The organism is Burkholderia sp. AU45251, assembly GCF_030482905.1.
GTDB lineage: Bacteria > Pseudomonadota > Gammaproteobacteria > Burkholderiales > Burkholderiaceae > Burkholderia > Burkholderia aenigmatica.
Map to the genome: position 1 here is coordinate 291,919 of NZ_JAUJQH010000006.1, position 18,570 is coordinate 310,488.

18 protein-coding genes and 1 pseudogene are annotated in these 18,570 nt (G+C 67.0%); 5 read left to right on the forward strand and 14 right to left on the reverse strand.

The genetic code is table 11. The features are described 5' to 3' along the window. Positions 1 to 144: 144 nt before the first annotated feature. Positions 145 to 2,442, reverse strand: a complete 2,298-nt coding sequence (locus QZM67_RS16205; protein ID WP_301804801.1) for an AsmA family protein — start codon at positions 2,440 to 2,442, stop codon at positions 145 to 147. A gap of 152 nt (positions 2,443 to 2,594) precedes the next feature. On the opposite strand from QZM67_RS16205, the gene QZM67_RS16210 reads away from it, so the two are divergent. Together QZM67_RS16210 and fetB are read left to right on the forward strand one after the other, a co-directional pair. After that, complete coding sequence (locus QZM67_RS16210) at positions 2,595 to 3,296, forward strand: ATP-binding cassette domain-containing protein (RefSeq protein WP_205821982.1); 702 nt, start codon at positions 2,595 to 2,597, stop codon at positions 3,294 to 3,296. After that, positions 3,293 to 4,096, forward strand: a complete 804-nt coding sequence (fetB, locus tag QZM67_RS16215) for an iron export ABC transporter permease subunit FetB (protein ID WP_301804803.1) — start codon at positions 3,293 to 3,295, stop codon at positions 4,094 to 4,096. Before QZM67_RS16210 ends, fetB begins: the two co-directional genes overlap by 4 nt. 41 nt (positions 4,097 to 4,137) lie before the next feature. On the opposite strand, the gene QZM67_RS16220 is transcribed toward fetB, so the two are convergent. The 3 genes from QZM67_RS16220 to QZM67_RS16230 all read right to left on the reverse strand — a co-directional run bounded on the left by QZM67_RS16220 (position 4,138) and on the right by QZM67_RS16230 (position 6,595). Continuing rightward, the gene (locus tag QZM67_RS16220; protein WP_301804805.1) at positions 4,138 to 4,611 is read right to left on the reverse strand and encodes a PliI family lysozyme inhibitor of I-type lysozyme; all 474 of its coding nucleotides are present in this window, start codon (positions 4,609 to 4,611) and stop codon (positions 4,138 to 4,140) included. A 256-nt stretch (positions 4,612 to 4,867) separates the two neighbouring features. Beyond that, positions 4,868 to 5,419, reverse strand: coding sequence for a DUF6013 family protein (locus QZM67_RS16225; RefSeq protein ID WP_175021124.1), 552 nt, complete (start codon positions 5,417 to 5,419; stop codon positions 4,868 to 4,870). Between the two features lie 159 nt (positions 5,420 to 5,578). Further along, positions 5,579 to 6,595: a zinc-binding alcohol dehydrogenase family protein gene (locus tag QZM67_RS16230; RefSeq protein ID WP_301804807.1), complete on the reverse strand. Its 1,017-nt coding sequence runs from the start codon at positions 6,593 to 6,595 to the stop codon at positions 5,579 to 5,581. A gap of 122 nt (positions 6,596 to 6,717) precedes the next feature. On the opposite strand from QZM67_RS16230, the gene QZM67_RS16235 reads away from it, so the two are divergent. Together QZM67_RS16235 and serB are read left to right on the forward strand one after the other, a co-directional pair. After that, positions 6,718 to 7,659: a LysR family transcriptional regulator gene (locus QZM67_RS16235; RefSeq protein ID WP_301804808.1), complete on the forward strand. Its 942-nt coding sequence runs from the start codon at positions 6,718 to 6,720 to the stop codon at positions 7,657 to 7,659. Between the two features lie 166 nt (positions 7,660 to 7,825). Next, entirely contained in the window at positions 7,826 to 8,671 is an 846-nt protein-coding gene (gene serB / locus QZM67_RS16240) for a phosphoserine phosphatase SerB (protein WP_301804810.1), read from the forward strand. A gap of 87 nt (positions 8,672 to 8,758) precedes the next feature. Here the strand turns inward: serB and QZM67_RS16245 are convergent, their stop codons facing one another. The 4 genes from QZM67_RS16245 to rimO all read right to left on the reverse strand — a co-directional run bounded on the left by QZM67_RS16245 (position 8,759) and on the right by rimO (position 13,054). Further along, positions 8,759 to 9,940, reverse strand: coding sequence for a cystathionine beta-lyase (locus QZM67_RS16245; protein ID WP_089450600.1), 1,182 nt, complete (start codon positions 9,938 to 9,940; stop codon positions 8,759 to 8,761). 113 nt (positions 9,941 to 10,053) lie between these two features. Next, a complete protein-coding gene (locus QZM67_RS16250) occupies positions 10,054 to 10,596 on the reverse strand; it encodes a hypothetical protein (RefSeq protein ID WP_175021129.1) in 543 nt (180 codons plus the stop codon). A 166-nt stretch (positions 10,597 to 10,762) separates the two neighbouring features. After that, the gene (locus QZM67_RS16260; protein WP_175021130.1) at positions 10,763 to 11,689 is read right to left on the reverse strand and encodes a sugar kinase; all 927 of its coding nucleotides are present in this window, start codon (positions 11,687 to 11,689) and stop codon (positions 10,763 to 10,765) included. A 3-nt stretch (positions 11,690 to 11,692) separates the two neighbouring features. Further along, entirely contained in the window at positions 11,693 to 13,054 is a 1,362-nt protein-coding gene (gene rimO, locus QZM67_RS16265) for a 30S ribosomal protein S12 methylthiotransferase RimO (protein WP_301804813.1), read from the reverse strand. 283 nt (positions 13,055 to 13,337) lie between these two features. On the opposite strand from rimO, the gene QZM67_RS16270 reads away from it, so the two are divergent. Continuing rightward, on the forward strand, positions 13,338 to 13,592 hold the full coding sequence (locus QZM67_RS16270) for a hypothetical protein (protein WP_043188332.1): 255 nt from the start codon (positions 13,338 to 13,340) through the stop codon (positions 13,590 to 13,592). An 84-nt stretch (positions 13,593 to 13,676) separates the two neighbouring features. Here the strand turns inward: QZM67_RS16270 and QZM67_RS16275 are convergent, their stop codons facing one another. The 6 genes and pseudogenes from QZM67_RS16275 to QZM67_RS16300 form a co-directional block, all read right to left on the reverse strand. Further along, positions 13,677 to 14,309 (reverse strand): dihydrofolate reductase family protein, encoded by a 633-nt coding sequence (locus QZM67_RS16275; protein WP_301804814.1) that lies wholly within the window; start codon positions 14,307 to 14,309, stop codon positions 13,677 to 13,679. Positions 14,310 to 14,351: 42 nt separating this feature from the next. After that, positions 14,352 to 15,392 carry an FAD-binding oxidoreductase gene (locus tag QZM67_RS16280; protein WP_301804816.1) on the reverse strand — a complete coding sequence of 347 codons (1,041 nt, stop codon included), beginning with the start codon at positions 15,390 to 15,392 and terminating at the stop codon, positions 14,352 to 14,354. A gap of 216 nt (positions 15,393 to 15,608) precedes the next feature. Then, positions 15,609 to 16,454 (reverse strand): lysozyme inhibitor LprI family protein, encoded by an 846-nt coding sequence (locus tag QZM67_RS16285; protein ID WP_301804819.1) that lies wholly within the window; start codon positions 16,452 to 16,454, stop codon positions 15,609 to 15,611. 413 nt (positions 16,455 to 16,867) lie between these two features. Continuing rightward, positions 16,868 to 17,434: a polyhydroxyalkanoate synthesis repressor PhaR gene (phaR, locus tag QZM67_RS16290; RefSeq protein WP_012363978.1), complete on the reverse strand. Its 567-nt coding sequence runs from the start codon at positions 17,432 to 17,434 to the stop codon at positions 16,868 to 16,870. 119 nt (positions 17,435 to 17,553) lie between these two features. After that, complete coding sequence (locus tag QZM67_RS16295; RefSeq protein ID WP_074802607.1) at positions 17,554 to 18,294, reverse strand: 3-ketoacyl-ACP reductase; 741 nt, start codon at positions 18,292 to 18,294, stop codon at positions 17,554 to 17,556. A 121-nt stretch (positions 18,295 to 18,415) separates the two neighbouring features. Further along, a pseudogene (locus QZM67_RS16300) lies at positions 18,416 to 18,570 on the reverse strand (acetyl-CoA C-acetyltransferase); the annotation flags it as partial.

Sequence of the window (18,570 nt, forward strand, 5' to 3'; positions counted from 1 at the left end):
GAGAGAAATCGACGGAAAACCGTGTATTTTAGCAGGTGTCGGAGAAACTGCCGACCGCACCCGTTCCGGCCCCGCCGATTCACCCGCTGTGCGGGGCAACCGGCCACGCCTGAGCGCCCCGCCAGTCGCCGCACTGCCCCCTCCTTACTTGCCGGCCTTCGCCGCCGCCCGCTGCGCCGCTTTCGCGTTCATCTGCCCGAACAGCTCCGAGCACGGCACGTCCTTGTTGTTGCTCGGCGCGATCAGCGGGATCAGCGCGGCGAACGGGTTGATCAGCCCGAGCCCGACCATCGCGCCGGCCCGCAGCGCGAGCGCGCCCGCATCGACGCCGACGTCCGGGTTCTTGAACGTACCCTTTGCATACAGCGGCGAGCGCAGCGAGAAGATCCGGAAGCCCTTCGTGTGCGGATGGATCTTCAGGTTCAGCGTTTCGTCGCGCAGGCTGATCGGGCCGTCGACGTTGATCAGCGCATCGTCGGTATCGAACGCGAACACCTTCGGGTCGAGGATCCCGTTGGTCGCGACGAAGTCGACCGCCGCGCAGTTGATCTTCACGTCGTTGTTGCCGAACAGCTTCTCGTAGACGACGTTCGCGACGTTCAGCCCCGCCGCTTCCATCAGCAGACGGCTGATGCGGCCGTCCGTCACGAGCGCCTTCACTTCACCGTTCGACGTCGCGGCCAGCGCAGCCGGCGAGTTGCCGGTCGCCGACAGCGACGCATCGCCGTTGATCTCGCCGAGCGCCGACTGCATGACCTTCTGCGCGGGGAACAGCTGCTTGAGCTTCAGGTGCCGCGCGGCCACCGTGAAGCGGCCTTTCAGCGGCGTGCCGCTGCCGTCGAGATGCGCGGTCGTCGCGAGCGTGCCGCCCGCGACGCCGAACTGCAGCGGCTCGAGCGACAGCACGCCGTCCGTCATCACGATGTGCGTGTACAGGTTGGTGATCGGCAGGTCCGAACTCTTGACCAGCTTGCGGCCCGTGAACTTGACGTCCGCGTCGAGTGCGCGCCAGCGGTCGGTCCGGAACGTCTCGACCGGCAGCACGCGGCTCGACGGCTGTTGGGTCGTGTCGCCGCGCTTGGCCTTGCTCGCGGCCGTATCCGCACCGATCACCGGGGCGAGATCGGAGAACTGCAGCAGATTCGACACGAGCTCGCCCGACAGCTTCGGCCGCGGCTCACGCTGCTCGTACGCAAGCGTGCCGCCGAGATCGCTGCCGCCGACGCGGCCGTTGAAATTCTCGTAGCGGAACGTGCTGGCCTTCCGTTTGAAGTTGCCGATCAGCCGCCCTTCGGTCGCGTAAGGCGGCGTATCGGGCAGCGTGATGCCGCTGAGCTGGTAGAGATGCGACATCGACGTGCCCTGCAGCCACAGCCGCAGGTCGATGGCCGCGAGATGCATCGGATCGGTCAGCGTGCCGACGATCGCGAGCCGCGTGTCGCCGGCCTTCACGTCGGCCTGCAGCGGGAACGGCCGCGACGCGTCCTGGATCGCGAGCACGCCGCCGAGCTTGCCGGTACCGCTGATCGGCACGTTCTTGTAGCGGCCGTCGACCGTCAGCCCGAACGCATAGGTCGGGCCGGACGGCTTCGCGGGCGCCGCGACGCTGCTCGCGCCGCTGGCGCCAGACGCGGCGCCAGCGGCCGATTTCGAAGAGGTGGACGACGCGGACGAGGACAAAGCCACGGCAGACGCAGCGGACGCACCCGCCGCCGACGCGCCACTCGCAGCCTGCGCGGCGGAAGCGCTCGACGCGGCCTCCGCGTTGGCCTTCGCGCTCAGCTGCGCGGCGCCGTGCTTGCCGACACGCTGCGCCGATGCCGCGCGCGACGTCTGCTCCTGTTCCTTCAGCACGTCGCCGAGCGGAATCGGCTGCCCGAGCGTATCGATCGCGACGGTCAGGTCGGCCTTGGTGATCGCGTCGCGATACGTGACGGCGCCCTTCGCGAAGCCGAAGCTGTCGAGCCGCACCTTCCACGGCGACGGCTGCGACGATTGCTTGAACTGGAAGGTCCACGTGTTGCGGCCATCCGCGAGCCGCTCGAGGTCGACGGCCGGATTCACGACGTCGATCGACGGGATCACGATTTCATGCGCGAGCAGCGGCAGGATCGCGAGATCGAAGTGCGCGGCATCGAGCGTGACGAACTTGGGCATCTTCGCCCAGTCGGGGTTGCCGATCTCGAGGTCCGTGGCCGAAAAGCTCGGCCAGGGCACCCATGCGCGCCAGCCGGTTTCGCCGTCGGGGCGGCGCCAGCCGACCTTGAGGTCGCCGTTGATCGCGAACGGGCGGCCGAGTGCGGCTGTGACCTGTTCGTTGACCCACGGCTTCGCGCGATTCCAGTCGAAGGCGAAGAGAAAGACGCCGGCCGCCGCGATGAGCACCGCGACGATACCGACGATCCATGCAGCCGATTTGCCGATGGCTCGGGTTAGCGTCATGGCGGTTCCGTTGTTGTTCTGAAATGTTGCCGCACCATGCCGGGCCGCTTGCGTGGACGAACGGCGCACGACACCCGCGGCTTTTCAATCGGTATTATGACGCACGCCCTGGTGACGTTTCGGCGCCATTAACGCTTTTTTTCATTTGTGACATGACAGCCCCCACCGGCCTCATCGATGCACAGCGCATCACGCGGCGCGACGCCAGCAGCGGCAAGACCCTGCTCGCCCCGACCGATTTCAGCCTCGCGGCGGGATCGCGAATTGCTATCACCGGGCCGTCCGGGTCGGGCAAGAGCGTGCTGCTGCGCGCACTCGCGCTGCTCGATCCGCTCGACGGCGGCCACATCCTGTGGCGCGGCCACGGGATCCGGCGCAGCGCGATCCCGCGCTACCGGCGCAGCGTCGCCTATGTACGCCAGCGCCCCGCGCAGATGGACGGCACCGTCGAATCGCAGCTGCGCTATCCGTATTCGCTCGCGATCTATCGCGACGTTGGGTTCGATCGTGCGCGCGCCGAAGCGCTCGCCGCGCAGGCCGGCCGCGGCCCCGACTTTCTCGACAAGCGCGCGAGCGACCTGTCGGGCGGCGAAGCGCAGATCGCCGCGCTGCTGCGCGTGCTGCAACTCGATCCCGACGTGCTGCTGCTCGACGAGCCGACGTCCGCACTCGACCCCGAATCGGCGCGCGCGATCGAGGCGCTCGTCGGCGCATGGTTCGACGCGGCGCCCGACGCCCGCGCGTACATGTGGATCTCGCACGATCCGGCCCAGGCCGCCCGGATCGGCACGATACGGCTCGTGATGCAGGCCGGCGTGATGCACGTGGCCAACCCGACGGAGGCAACGCAATGAGTCCCGTCCTGCAGGACCTGAGCCTCGTCGACGTCGGCATCGCCGCCGCGCTGGTCGCGGTCAACGGCGCGATCTCGACGGCGCTGTCGCTCGGCCTCGGCCGCAAGCTTGGGCTCGCGGCCGTGCGCACCGTCGTGCAGTTGCTCGCGATCGGCTACGTGCTCGGCTGGGTGTTCGGCCATCCGCACTGGTATGTCGTACTGCCGCTCACCGCACTGATGACGCTGATCGCCGGGTTCGCCGGCGCGGGGCGCGGCAAGCGCACATATCGCGGCCAGCGCATCGACAGCATCGCGTCGATCTGGTTCAGCAGTTGGTTCGTCGCGGCGGTCGGCCTATTCGTCGTGATCCGCATCCATCCGTGGTACGCACCGCAATACGCGATTCCGATCCTCGGGATGATTCTCGGCAATACGCTCACGGGCGTGTCGCTCGGCGTCGAACGGATGATGGAAGAGCTCACCGCGCGCCGCGACCGTGTCGAAACCGCACTCGCGCTCGGCGCGACGCGCTGGGAAGCGGCCCAGGACGCTGCGCGCCAGGCCGTGCGGGCGGGCATGCTGCCGACGCTGAACCAGATGGCCGTCGTCGGCGTCGTGAGCCTGCCGGGGATGATGACGGGCCAGGTGCTGGCCGGCCAGTCGCCGCTGCAGGCCGTGCGCTACCAGATCGTGATCATGTTCCTGATTGCCGCGGCCTCCGCGCTCGGCACCGTCGGTGCGGTGCTGATGACCTATCGCCGGCTGTTCTCGGCCGATCACCGCTTTCTCGCCGCGCGGCTCGAAGAACGCGCGCACTGACACGCGGCATCACCGCGCGATGCGTTCGCGCGGTTCGCCGGTCAGCGCACGCCGCGGCGCTTGCCGAGCGCCTGCCGCAACGCGGCCGCGATGTCCGCGTCCGGCGCGAGCCCGTCGACCGACGCAACGAGCCGCACCGCGCGCGGCGTCGTCACATAGGCCTGCGCACCGACATAGCCGCCGCTGCCGGCCGAGCGCGTCGTCACGACGAGCGCCTGCGGCGCACGTGCACCGAGGTCGGCCGTGAACGCATCGGTGACCGTACCGTCACGCGCATGCAGCGCGCCCGTCACGTAATCGTCGGTATCGAAGCCCGGAGCCGCATGCGCGGTCGAATACACGCGCACCGCGTAACTGCCGGTCGAGCACGGCTCGAGCGCGCCGCTCGACACGACGGCCACCTGCTGCCGCAACGGCAACTCGACCTTTTTCACAAAACCACAATCGTCGGCCGCGTGCGCGTGCGCGGCGACGAACGCAATGGCACACAGCAACGCGCGCATTCGGTATTTCATCGGGATGTCGTGACAGGAAGGTGATGATGCGGGCGAGCATAGCGTGACAGTCGCATGACGTCACGCAGGTCGCCACGCGATGCTGTCGTACGTCGAACGGCTGCCATGCCGCTGAGGCAGCATGCTACCGTGAAGCAGGTCGCGGGAAAGCACCGTGACGGCGACACGAAACGGTCACGTGCGCGGGGCAGACGGGCCGCTGCGAGTCGAATCCGTTGTGCGCGCACCGGCTCCGGCACCGGCCCGCGCGCACCGCTCAGCGCTTGATCGACACCGTCACCTTCGTGCCATCGCTCATCGCGACGGACTTCGATCCGCCGTTGGTCGGGATCGACACCCACTTCACCTGGCTCACCGACACGACGTCCGGACACTGCAGCGACTTGCCGCCGACCGTAACGTTGCGCGTGCCCTTCGGCGCGGCCGCCTGGAAGCTCATCTGCACGTTGGCGATCCCCTTCGCGTCGATCGACGGCGCGAGCCGCACCTGGGTCTGGCGCACCATCGCGCCGTTCTCGTCGCGCGGCAGGCTGTCGGCGTTCGGGCACCCGTCCGGCATCGCGACCGCCCCGCTCGGCGGCACCGACTTCCAGTTGAAGTCGTCCGTCTCGCCCGAGCGGATCTTGCGGGTCTCCTGCGTATTGCCGAAGGTCTTCGAGTCGACCTTGACGGTGTATTCGAGCTGTCCGGTACCGCCGCCCTTCAGGCTGCCCTTGACCGGCGGCGCCGCGAATACGCTCGCGCTGACGCACGCCGCCGCGAGCACGACCGACCACGATGCGGCGACTGACAAGCTGCGTTGGCTCATGCTGACCTCCTTGGTATGCGGCGGCACGCGCGTGCCGCGCGGTTTTCGATGCATGATGCGCTGCCAGTCTACCGCCAAGCGGCGGGCAATGCGCCGCAAACGCATCGGGTGTTACCCCGCTTGCGTTCGCGGCGCCGCAACCTTACATGCGATGCCCGCTCAGAAGCCGCTCAGCACAAGCTTGCCGATCGCGCGCCCGGCCTCGAGCAGCTGGTGCGTGCGCCGCACGTTCGCCGCATTGATCGGGCCGAGCTGCTCGCCGAGCGTCGTGCGCAGCGTGCCGCCGTCGACGAGCCGCGCCACTTCGCCGAGGATCCGGTGCTGCTCGATCATGTCCGGCGTCTCGAACATTGCACGCGTGAACATGAATTCCCAGTGAAACGCGGCGCTCTTCGCCTTCAGCAGTTCGACCGGCACCGGCTTGTCGTTCTCGACGATCGTGCAAATGCCGCCCTGCGGCCGGATGACTTCCGCAGCGGCAGGGAAATGACGATCCGTGTCGTTGAAAATCAGCACGTAGTCGACGTTCGGATGCCCGGCCTCGCGCAACTGTGCGGGCAAGTCGCCGAAATGGTCGACCACCGCATCCGCGCCCAGTGCGCGCACCCAGTCGGCCGACGCCGGCCGGGACGCGGTCGCGATCACATGCAGCTTGCCGAGCGTCTTCGCGAGCTGGATCGCGATCGAGCCCACGCCGCCCGCGCCGCCGATGATCAGTACCGACTTGCCGGCGTCCGCGCCCTGCGGCGACACGCGCAGCCGGTCGAACAGCGCTTCCCATGCGGTCAGCGCGGTGAGCGGCAGCGCGGCCGCCGCGGCGAAATCGAGCGTGCGCGGCTTCAGCGCGGCGATCCGCTCGTCGACCGTATGGAATTCACTGTTCGCGCCCGGCCGCGTGATGCTGCCCGCGTAGAACACTTCGTCGCCCGGCCGGAACCGCGTGACGTCGGCACCCACCGCGACCACCGTGCCGGCCGCATCCCAGCCGAGTACGCGCGGGGTGTCCTCGACCTGCGCCTTCGGCGCGCGCACCTTGGTGTCCACCGGGTTCACGGAAATCGCCTCGACCTTCACGAGCAGGTCGCGCGGGCCCGGCACGGGCTGCGGCAGCTCCACGTCGAGCAAGGCCTGCGGGTCGTCGATCGGCAGATAACGGGTCAGTCCAACGGCTTTCATCACGAAACTCCTTCAGGAAATCCTCCGGGCCACGGCGCGGCCCCATGAACGTCATCGTAGGCAACCCGATCATTTGAGAAAACCGCTATATTTCCTGAAACATTTTCAGGATTTTCAGAATAATGGCCTCCGATCCGGTTCCGGCTCCCGACAAACCGCTCGACCTGCTCGACGTCGCGCTGTTCGTGCGCGCGGCGCTGCTCGCGAACGTCACCGCGGCCGGGCGCGAGTTCGGCGTGTCGGCCGCGGTCGCGAGCGCGCGCATCGCGCAGCTCGAGCGCCAGCTCGGCGCACGGCTGCTGCACCGCACCACGCGCCGCATCAGCCTCACGCAGGACGGCGAAGTCTTCATGGCGCACGCCGACACGCTGCTGTCGGCCGCCGACGCCGCGCGCGCGTCGGTCGGCCACGGCCGCACCGAGCCGTATGGGCGGCTGAAGGTGTCGATGTCGTCGTCATTCGGCCGCCAGCATGTCGCGCCGGTGATTCCCGCGTTCCTGCGCCGTTATCCGTCCGTGTCGCTCGACCTGCGGCTGTCGGACGAGATCGTCGACCTCGTCGACGACGGCTACGACGTCGCAATCCGCCTCGGCACGCTGAAGGATTCGACGCTCGTCGCCCGCAAGCTCGCCGCAAACCGCCGCGTGCTGTGCTGCTCGCCCGCCTATCTCGCCGAGCACGGCACGCCGCGCCATCCGGCCGACCTGGCTCAGCACGAGTGCGTGATCCTCGGCGACCAGCGCGACTGGTCGTTCGCCACGCCGCAAGGCCCGCTCACGGTGCGGGTCGGCGGCCGGCTCGTCGCGAGCAACGGCGAGGCGATCCGCGAAGCGCTCGTCGACGGCTTCGGGATCGCGATCAAGTCGACCTGGGACGTCGGCCCGCTGCTCGCGAGCGGCGCGCTCGTCACGGTGCTCGACGACTATCCGTTCGCGGAAGACATCGCGATCTGGGCCGTCTACCCGAGCCGCGCGCACGTCCCGCTGAAAACGCTCGCTTTCATCGCGTTCCTGGCCGAGCATTTCGGCGATCCGCCGTACTGGGATCGCGCGGACAGGCAATGACCGCCGCACCGCGCGCGGTTTCGATCCGCCCCTGACCGCCGCGCGCGGCCGACCGGCTACAATGGCGCGTTCGCCACGCAAGGGCCCGACGCCGGACGGGGCCCGCATCGGCAGGCGGCCACCCGGTGGCCGCGTACGCATTTCATTCGCTCCCAACCATCCCGTCATGACCCACAACCTCGTCATCCAGAGTCTTGCGCCGCTGTCGGACGCCCATCACAAACCGCTGCTCGCGCTGTCGCGCGGCACCCGCATCGTGCGGATCGACGATCACGCGCTGCGGATCGACGACGCGAGCCCGGCGCAGCGCCTCGACATCGACGCGTATTGCGGCACGCACGCACTCGACTTCGCGTTCGTCGAGGCCGGCCGCAGGCTCGGCGATTTCGGGCTCGCCGTGATGGACATGGATTCGACGCTGATCACGATCGAGTGCATCGACGAGATCGCCGATTTCTGCGGACTGAAAACGCAGGTCGCCGAGATCACCGAAGCGTCGATGCGCGGCGAGATCCGCGACTTCAACGAAAGCCTCACGCGCCGCGTCGCACTGCTGGCCGGGCTCGACGCGCACGCGCTCGAACGCGTGTACGAGGAACGGCTGCAACTGACGCCGGGCGCCGAGACGATGCTTGCCGGCGTGAAGGCTGCCGGCATGAAGACGCTGCTCGTGTCGGGCGGCTTCACGTTCTTCACCGAGCGGCTGAAGGCGCGCCTCGGCCTCGACTACGCGCATGCGAACACGCTCGAGATCGTCGACGGCAAGCTGACCGGCAAGGTGCTCGGCGAGATCGTCAACGCCGACGTGAAGGCACGCCTGCTGCGCGAGACATGCGCGTCGCTCGGCCTCGAGCCGAGCCGTGCGATCGCGATGGGCGACGGGTCGAACGACCTGAAGATGATGGCCGAAGCCGGGCTGTCGGTCGCGTACCACGCGAAGCCCGTCGTGCGCGATGCGGCGACGGTCGCGTTCGATCACGTGGGCCTCGACGGGCTGCTGCGGCTGTTCTGATCCTGCGGAATCCGCAATGAAAAACGCCGGCGCGATATTGCATCGCGCCGGCGTTTTGTTTTTCTGCTGAACGTAATCGGCTAGCGATCAGCCCAGCGCAGCCTGCATCGCGCGCTCGATGTCCGCACGCAGGTCGGCTTCGTCTTCCAGGCCGACATAGAAACGCACCAGCGTGCCGCGATGCGGCCAGTCCGGACGCATCGACGCGACGTCGTAAGGCATCGCAAGACTGCACGCGCCGCCCCAGCTCCAGCCGATCGCAAACAGTTCGAGCGACTCGACGAAGCGGTCGACCTGCTCCGCGCTGTAGCGTTCGTCGAACACCACCGAGAACAACCCGCCCGCGCCGGTGAAGTCGCGCACGAACGATGCGTGCCCCGGGCAATCGGCGATCTGCGGATGCAATACCGCCGCGATCTCCGGCCGCGCCTTCAGCCATTGCGCGAGCGCAAGCGCGCTCTTGCTGTGTGCGTCGAAGCGCACTTGCATGCTCGGCAGGCTGCGCAGCACGAGCGAGCAATCGTCGACCGACACGCCGACGCCGCAGCGCATCCGCGCGAGCTTCAGCTTTGCGTGCAGTTCCGCGTTCGCGGTGATCGTCGCACCCATCAGCACGTCGCTGCCGCCCGACTGGTACTTGGTCAGCGCCTGCACCGAGATGTCGACGCCGTGTTCGAACGGCTTGAACGCGAGCCCGGCCGAGAACGTGTTGTCGATCGCGGTCACGACGCCGCGTGCCTTCGCGGCCGCCGCGATCGCCTGCACGTCGGGCACTTCCATCGTCACCGAGCCGGGCGCCTCGATCCAGATCAGCCGCGTGTTCGGCTGGATCAGGTCGGCGATGCCGGCACCGATCAGCGGATCGTAGAAGCGCGCGGTGATACCGAAATCCTTCGCGAGCCAGTTGCCGAAATCGGCGTTCGGCCCGTACACGTTGTGCGGAATCAGCACGTCGTCGCCGGCTTTCACGATCCCGAAGTAGACGTTCATGATGGCCGCGAGGCCCGACGGCTGCAGCAGCGCATGGGTGCCGCCCTCGATCTCGGCGAGCCGCTGCGCGAGCGCGAGCGACGTCGGCGTCGCATGCAGCCCGTAGCGCCATTGGTTGTCGTTGTGCCAGACGAGCGCACGCATCGTCGCGAGATCGGGGAACACGACCGTCGACGCGCGCGCGACCGGCGGCACGAACGAACGGAAGCCTTCCGGGATCACGTCGTCGGGTTGAACGATACGGGTTTGCAGCGCGCGCTTGGGAGTGGATGCAGTCATGACAGGAAGCCGGGCACGAGGCCGTTCGGTTGCGGAATATGTCGCTAGATTAGCCAAAATCGGCGCGGCTGGCCCGGTACAATGCGCGCCGCGCGCACCGAGCCAGCGCGGGTTCAGTCGTCGGTGCGCAGGTTGACGACGCCGCCCACCGTCTCGATTTCCTGCACGCGGCCGTCGCGCACCTGCAGCGCCGCGCGCTTGCCCGGCGCAAGCCGCAGCACGACGGGCTGCGGATCCGACTCGTCCGAATTCATCCGGTCGGCCTTCAGGTCGCCCGTCGCGTCGAAACGGCCGATCCACACGCCCGTGATGTTCGTGCCGTCGTTCGACTCCTCGATTTCGAGCGTGTCGCCATCGCGATCGCCCGCGAGCAGCACGACCTCGCCCGTATCGGCAAACTGGTATTCGCCGTGCACGCCTTCCTCGTCCGTCTTCGGGCCGAGATGCACGACGATCGGCCGGTCGCCGAGCGTGCCTTCGTAGCGCGGCAGGCGGGCGAACTCGGGATTCGGCTTCAGCGGCCGCGCCAGTGCCGGTTCATCCTGCTGCACGCCCGGCGCGACGGCCTGCGCCGCAACCACGCCCGGCATCGCCATGCCCGCCGCCAGCGCGCCCGCGACGACAAGCGCCCGTTGCCATTGCGAATATCGACCCACCTTGTGTTGCTCCTTGCTTCAGATTCGCTCGAAAATCGCGGCGATGCGCTGCCCGCCGCCGATACACATCGCCACGAGCGCATATCGGCCGCCGATGCGCTGCAACTCGTACGGCGCCTTGCATGAATCGTTCGTGCGGTGCCGTGGCCGGCGTGCGCAAGCCGCATCAGCCTTGCATCAGGCGCTCCACCGCATCGCGGTGCGGAATCGGCGCGACCGCACCGTAGCCCGTCGTCGACAGCGCCGCCGCGGCGTTCGCATAACGCGCCGCCGCGAACGGATCGTCGCCCGCGACGATTCGCGCGACGAAGGCACCGCCGAAGCAGTCGCCCGCACCCGTCGCATCGACGGCTTCGACCGTGAAGCCCGGCACGACGCGCCGCTCGTTCGGCGTCGCCACGTACGCACCTTCCTTGCCGAGCTTCAGCGCGACGACCTGCGGCCCGTGTTCGAGCATCGCATCGACGATCGCGTCGCGATCGTTCGCGCCCGTGAGCGCCGTCACGTCGTCCCAGCTGGGCAGGCAGATGTCCGTCTGACGCAGTGCCTCGCGCATCACCGCGCGAGCGCGCGGCAGCGGCCACAGCTTCAGGCGCAGGTTCGTGTCGAAGCTGACCTTCGCGCCGTGGCGGCGCGCATGGTCGGTCGCCGCGAACGCGGCGTCGCACGCAGCCGTGCTGATCGCGAGGCTGATGCCCGACAGGTGCACGGCCTTCGCGGCGGCCAGCGCGTCGAGCGGCAGGTCGCCCACCGCATAGCGGCTCGCCGCCGAGCCTGCGCGCAGGTAGTCGAACTGGTGACCGTCGGCGCCGTGCGTGACGAAATACACGCCGGTCGGCGCCGCACGGTCGATCCGCACGTACGTCGTGTCGACGCGCTCCGCGCGCCACATGTCGGCCAGCAGGCGGCCGAACGGATCGTCGCCGATCGCCGACACGAAGCCCGTCGACGCGCCCTGGCGCGCCGCGGCGATGCAGAAGTTCGACGTGTCGCCGCCGAAGCCCTGCAGGAATTCAGGCCGGCCCGGCTGCGACTGGTTGAATTCGATCATCGCCTCGCCGAGCGCGAGGATCTCCGGAAATGCGGCGGTCATCGCTTACACCTCGCCCCACAGATCGTGGCCGTCGGCGCCCGTGATCTTCACGGACACGAAATCGCCGACCTTGTAGCGCTTCGATGCCTTCGCCGCCGGCTCGACATAGACGACGCCGTCGATCTCCGGCGCATCGGCCGCCGTGCGGCCGATCCCGCCTTCCTCGCTGACTTCGTCGATCAGCACCTTGAGGGTCTTGCCGACCTTGCGCTGGATGCGGTTCGCCGACACTTCCTCGGCAACTGCCATGAAGCGCGCGCGGCGCGCTTCGCGGACTTCATCCGGCAGCGCGCCGTCGAGTTCGTTTGCAGTCGCGCCTTCGACCGGCGAATACGCAAAGCAACCGACGCGATCGAGTTCCGCCTCGCGGATGAAGTCGAGCAGCGTTTCGAACTGCTCTTCCGTCTCGCCGGGGAAGCCCGCGATGAACGTGCTGCGGATCGTCAGGTCCGGGCAGATCTCGCGCCACTTCTGCACGCGCTCGAGCACCTTCTCGGCGTTCGCCGGACGCTTCATGCGCTTCAGCACTTCCGGATGCGCGTGCTGGAACGGCACGTCGAGGTACGGCAGCACGTGGCCCTTGAACGGACCTTCGGCCATCAGCGGAATCACTTCGTCGACGCTCGGATACGGATACACATAGTGCAGGCGCACCCATGTGCCATACTGCGCGGCGAGTTCGCCGAGCGCGGCGACCAGGTCGGTCATGCGCGTCTTGATCGGCTTGCCGTTCCAGAAGCCCGTGCGGTACTTCACGTCGACGCCGTACGCGCTCGTATCCTGCGAGATCACGAGCAGTTCCTTCACGCCCGACTTGAACAGGTTCTCGGCTTCCAGCATCACTTCGGCGACCGGGCGCGACACGAGGTCGCCGCGCATCGACGGGATGATGCAGAACGTGCAGCGGTGGTTGCAGCCTTCGGAAATCTTCAGGTATGCGTAGTGACGCGGCGTGAGCTTGATACCGGCGGCAGGCACGAGATCGGTAAACGGGTCGTGCGGCTTCGGCAGGTGCGAATGCACGGCCTGCATCACTTCGCCCACCGCGTGCGGGCCGGTGACGGCGAGCACCTTCGGGTGGACTTCCTCGATCAGGTTCGAGCCGCTGGCGCTCGACTTCGCGCCGAGACAGCCGGTGACGATCACCTTGCCGTTCTCGGTCAGCGCTTCGCCGATCGCGTCGAGGCTTTCCTGCACGGCTTCGTCGATGAAGCCGCAGGTGTTCACGACGACGAGGTCGGCACCGTCGTAGGTGCCGGAGATTTCATAACCTTCGGCGCGCAGTTGCGTGATGATCTGTTCGGAGTCGACGAGCGCTTTCGGGCACCCGAGGGATACGAACCCTACTTTGGGGGATTGGGACATCTGGAATGTGGGGGCGTGGCAGCAAAAGCGTGAGTTTACAGCGATTTAGTGTCCGGCGATCCAAAAACGAGCGGTTGACGACGATACGCGTCGCCCGCTCGAATGCCCGGCGCGTTCCGGGCCTGCCGTTGAGCCGGATCTGATATGCCCCTTCATTTCTGGCGTAGCCGCGTTGCGGCTCTGTCCCCAACGCCCGTCAGCCAGCAAGAATCGCCCCGGCGCCGCTGCCCGCCATGAGAAAATCCACGCGTCCATCCTTTTCAATCGACCCAACGGGGCTCGCATGACCACCCACATCACGATCGAATTCACCGAACACGCAGCGGAAGCCATCGGCGAACAGACCAGCACCAGCTTTTCGTATGACCAGGGCGCGCATGTGCCGCAACCGGGCGACTTCGTCGAGCTCGAGAATTCGCGACAGACGTTTTTCGTGATCGGCCGCGTGTTTTCGCTCAAGGCCAACTACAGCGCCGTCAAGCTCGTGCTCGACCTGCCTCCGTCGGACGACGGGCAGGATTTCGATCCGGTGCACTGACGCACGACGAGACGCGTGACGCGCGTCTGAACCGGTGACCATGCAGCGCCTGCACGGGGCGCTGCGTGCATCGCCACAACCGCGTCAATCCCGTCTGGCCGGCACATAGCGGGCCTGCATCAACCCGCTCGGCAACCGCTTCGTATCGTCGAGCTGCAGCCGTGTCTGCGGCAGGTCGTTGCCGAACAGCGGAATCCCCTTCCCGAGCACGATCGGCACCCAGCTGAGCGTGATGCTGTCGACAACGCCGGCCACGATGCCTTCCCGCGCCGTCGTGCCGCCGTCCAAATACACATGACGATGGCCTTGCTCTGCCAACTGGCCGAGCAGTGTCGTGAGCGCCCCGTCGAAGGGTTCTTCGCCGTGGCGCGAAGCCAGCTCCCGACGGGTCATGACCACCATCCGCTTGCCGGCATAGGGCCACGGGTCAAACGCAATCACCGTGTCGTACGTGTTGCGCCCCATCACGATCACGTCGATGTCGTTCATCAACGACGTATAGCCGGTTTCATCCGGCGAGTCCGACGAAAACGCCTCCAGCCATGACAGATCGCCGTTTTCGCCGGCGATGAATCCGTCGAGGCTGAGGGCGAGAAATACGCTGACTCGAGGGCGCATGCAGGTATCCTTTCGAAAATGTAAGGATGACGAGTATAGCCACGATCGCCGCGCGTTGCCGCTGCGCTGACAGGACGTCCCCGTTTTCGGGGGCGGCATCGCCCGTCGTCGGTTCGATCGCCCCCGCTCTCCCTCGTCGAATTACGCGCCCGTGATCGAGCTGGCGGCCAGTCGCCCAAGCTGGGGGGCCAGGATCACGCCAGGATGAGCCACGACGGCATAGACGCCCGTCACGCCCGGCAGAAATCCGTTGATCGGCACCCCGTCGTTCGTCATCGGCCGAAGCGCCGATTTCGCGGAGAGCGGCGTCAGGGTCGGTGGATCGGCAAACAACGCTGAAATGTCCGCGGCCGTACGCTCAGCGAGCGCTGCAAGCCCGCTGTCGCCCTCTTCCGGAGCATCCGCGGCCGACACCAGGCTGCCCGATGGGCCCATACGCACTTCAAGATCCTGCCCGTAGAGCAGGTGGCTGATGAGACCCGGCTCGGCAGCAAAACGCATCAACACGGCCGGCTTCTCGCAAATGGGCAAGGCCACGCCCAGGCCCGCGGCGATGGTAACCGCGGAAGCGGCATTCGCCAGGACGACGACATCCGCCGGCACATGCCCATGCGCGGTATGCACACCGACAGCGCATCCATTGCGCGTTTCGACCGCGTCGACTGCGCAATCGCACCGAACCTGCGCGCCGGCGGCTTGCGCACCGGCCAGCAACTGATGCGTCAAGTCGATCGGCTCGACCACGAAATCGTCCGGTGCCCATGCAATCAACTCGGGAAGCCGCGCAAGACGCGGCTCCATCCGGGCCACCTCTCGACGACCCAACGCTTCCATGTGCACGCCGGCCGCGCGCTGCTCGTCGATCAATGCTGCGGTCTGCGCATCCGTGTCCAGCCAGACGAGCGCCCCGCGCGTCGTCACCGGCAACGGGCCCAGGTCGCGCGCCAGCCGGGCGAACTCCGGGAGCGCTGCGAGCGTGCGGGAGAAGCTGGACGGGTTTTCAGAAGGAAACGCGCTGCCGGTACCCACCCAGCCGAACGACCAGTGAGTCGCGCCGACTGCGGCCGTCACCTGCTGTTCCAGCAGCGTGACCTGCGCGCCCGATCGCGCAAGATGCCATGCGGTGGATGCGCCGACGATGCCGCCGCCGACCACGACGACGCGGAGCGTGTTGTTTCCCATGAGTGACATTCGGACGTTGCGGGATTCCGACTATACCGTCCACCCCTCTTCGCCGCTGTGCGGCTGCCTGCCGCCCGGCATCGCGAATCATCCCGCCCGCTCGCTCGGCCTGGCATCAAAACGATCAATCGATCGACATCCGCTGCGCCTGACGCGGACTAAGGAAACGAAAAAGCCCGCCGACGCGGGCCTTGCTCAAACACTCGATACGGCACGTCACCGCATGTCCGGAAACACCGACGCCTTCAGGCACCGTTCGAACCACATCGCATCGTCTCCATCGCCGATCGGCCACATTTCCGCATCGAGTTGCGGCAACCCGGCTACCGGCGCTGACGCGTGATTATCGCCACCGGACGTCCCCGCCCGCATCCACGCCGAATGCGCTCCACCGTTGTCGCACGCACTCCCATGCGCCTGCGCTTCGCAGAACGCCACGGGGCGCACCTTCCCGCCGTCCGCCGCGCTCACCGACCGGTACTGATAGACCGCGCCGGTCGCCCAGTCCTCGCTCTGGCTGCAGACCCGCGCCCGATGCTGCACATGGACCGCGCCGAAGCACGCATACGAAACGTGCGCGCCACTCGCATCGTCGGGAAGGAAATCGCAGTTTGCATCGAAACCGGTGAGCGGGCCGCCCGTGTATTTCGCGAGCCACTGGCGCTCGGCCTGCGCACGCGCGATCAAGCCTTTGCTCGATTGATCGGCCAGCACCGCGGTGCGCCGATCGATGGCCTTGCGCACTTCGTCGACGGCCAGCGGGTGGCCTTCGTAATCGGCGTCGAGACGGTTGTCGCGCGCGTCGATCCAGCGGCGCTGGCTACGCACCAGCATGTCGCGGATAGCGGTATCCGGCGCGGCCTTCAACGCACCCGCATAAGCCGAATTCATGCGCGCGTCGGCCGCGCGCAGCGCGGCATTCGCGCAGATGCGCTTCTCGATCGATTGCACGGCTTTCGCGCAGTCCATCGCAAAGGCCGGTACCGCCACGCCAATGCCCATCGTGAATATCGCAGCAAGACCGGCCAGCCTGCGGGCCCATGCCATTCGAATCCCTCGCATGCTCTCTCTCAATCGGTTTTTTTTGGTCGCACTGCATCGATGCCGCATCGCCCATCACGGCCTGTCGTGCCCGGTCGCCGACACGCATTTCACAGAAGGCAGCGTCCATGCTTCGCCGTGCAGCGCCGCTCATGGTACGCGCGCCGGCAGGAATGCACACCATCCGGCGTGGCATGTTCCGGGTTTCCTGCGTAGGTGACTGGATCTCGATCGACTGGACAACGGTCATGCACGCCCGACCCGGCGCGCGCATTCGGTACCGACGGCCATGAACGACCGTCGGCGAGAGGGTTCGGCAGGCGGCGGCCGCACATCGTCGCGCCCGTATGCACGATCGGCCGACCCGCACCGCGTGGCTTCGCGGCACCGACGCCCGACGGGTTGCCCGCCGCGGTCGGCCTGCCGCGAAACCGTTACTTCTTTTCCGGCTCCGTCGCGCCCGGCTGCTTGAACGGGAACGTGCTGAACATCGACTTCGCCTGGTTCTGCATCTGCTCTTGCATCTGCACGAACATGTTCTTCGACTGCTCGATGTAGCTGGTCATCATCCCTTGCATCATCGGCGCCTGCATGTTCATGAACTGCGACCAGACTTCCGGATTCATCGCATTGCCTTCATACAGGTTCTTCGACTGATCCGCGAGCTTGTTCTGGATGTCGATGAACGCCTGGATGTTCTTTTCCAGGTACGTGCCCATCATGCCCTGCATCGCATGCCCGTAGAAACGGATGATCTGCGACAGCATCGACGACGAGAACATCGGCACGCCGCCGCTTTCCTCTTCGAGGATGATCTGCAGGAGGATGCTGCGCGTCAGGTCTTCGTTGGATTTCGCATCGACGACCTTGAAGTCCTCCTGCTCCAGCACGAGTTGCTTCACGTCGGTCAGCGTAATGTACGTGCTTGTCTCGGTATCGTAGAGCCGGCGGTTCGGGTACTTCTTGATGAGCCGTTCGGCCGTCTTCTTTGTAGTAGTCATGTAACGCCTTTGAGTGCAGCGTAGCGCAAGTGACGAATCCCCGCCGCCCGAATCCGGGAGGCGGGGGCCTTCGGAACACGCCCGGCTGCGCGGCCACCCGGCCCGCGCAGCGCGGACGCTCAGCCCATGTGCAGGCCGCCGTTCAGCGAGAAGTCGGCGCCCGTCGCGAAACCGGAATCGTTCGACGCGAGCCACGCGACGATCGAACCGATTTCCTCCGGCCCGCCGAGACGCCGCACCGGGATCGTCGCGACGATCTTCTCGAGCACGTCCGGGCGAATTGCCTTCACCATGTCGGTGCCGATGTAGCCCGGCGACACGGTATTGACCGTCACGCCCTTCGTCGCGACTTCCTGTGCGAGCGACATCGTGAAGCCGTGGATGCCGGCCTTCGCGGTCGAATAATTGGTCTGGCCGAATTGCCCCTTCTGGCCGTTCACCGACGAAATGTTGACGATCCGGCCCCAGCCGCGCTCGACCATCCCGTCGATCACCTGCTTCGTCACGTTGAACAGGCTCGTCAGGTTGGTGTCGATCACGGCGGTCCAGTCTTCGTGCGTCATCTTGCGGAACACGACGTCGCGCGTGATGCCCGCGTTGTTGACCAGCACGTCGATCTCGCCGACTTCGGCCTTGACCTTGTCGAACGCTTCCTTGGTCGAGTCCCAGTCGCCGACGTTGCCTTCCGACGCGATGAAATCGTACCCGAGCGCCTTCTGGTCCTCGAGCCATTTCACACGGCGCGGCGAGTTCGGGCCGCAACCTGCGACCACCTTGAAGCCGTCTTTCGACAGGCGCTGGCAGATGCTGGTGCCGATGCCGCCCATCCCGCCCGTTACGTACGCAATTCGCTGAGACATAAATCTCACTCCATTTTTTGGTTTCGAGAGCTGCCGGAGGCCCCCTCTGACTTCACGGGACGCCGGCCGAAGCCGCAATCGGCCGGCACCCGGATTCGGTTCGCTGGTCGCGAATGGCCGGTTACGGACGCTCGACCGCGAGCGCGACACCCATCCCGCCGCCGATGCACAGCGACGCCAGCCCGCGCTTCGCGTCGCGCTTGGCCATCTCGTGCAGCAGCGTCACCAGGATCCGGCAGCCCGACGCGCCGATCGGGTGCCCGATCGCGATCGCCC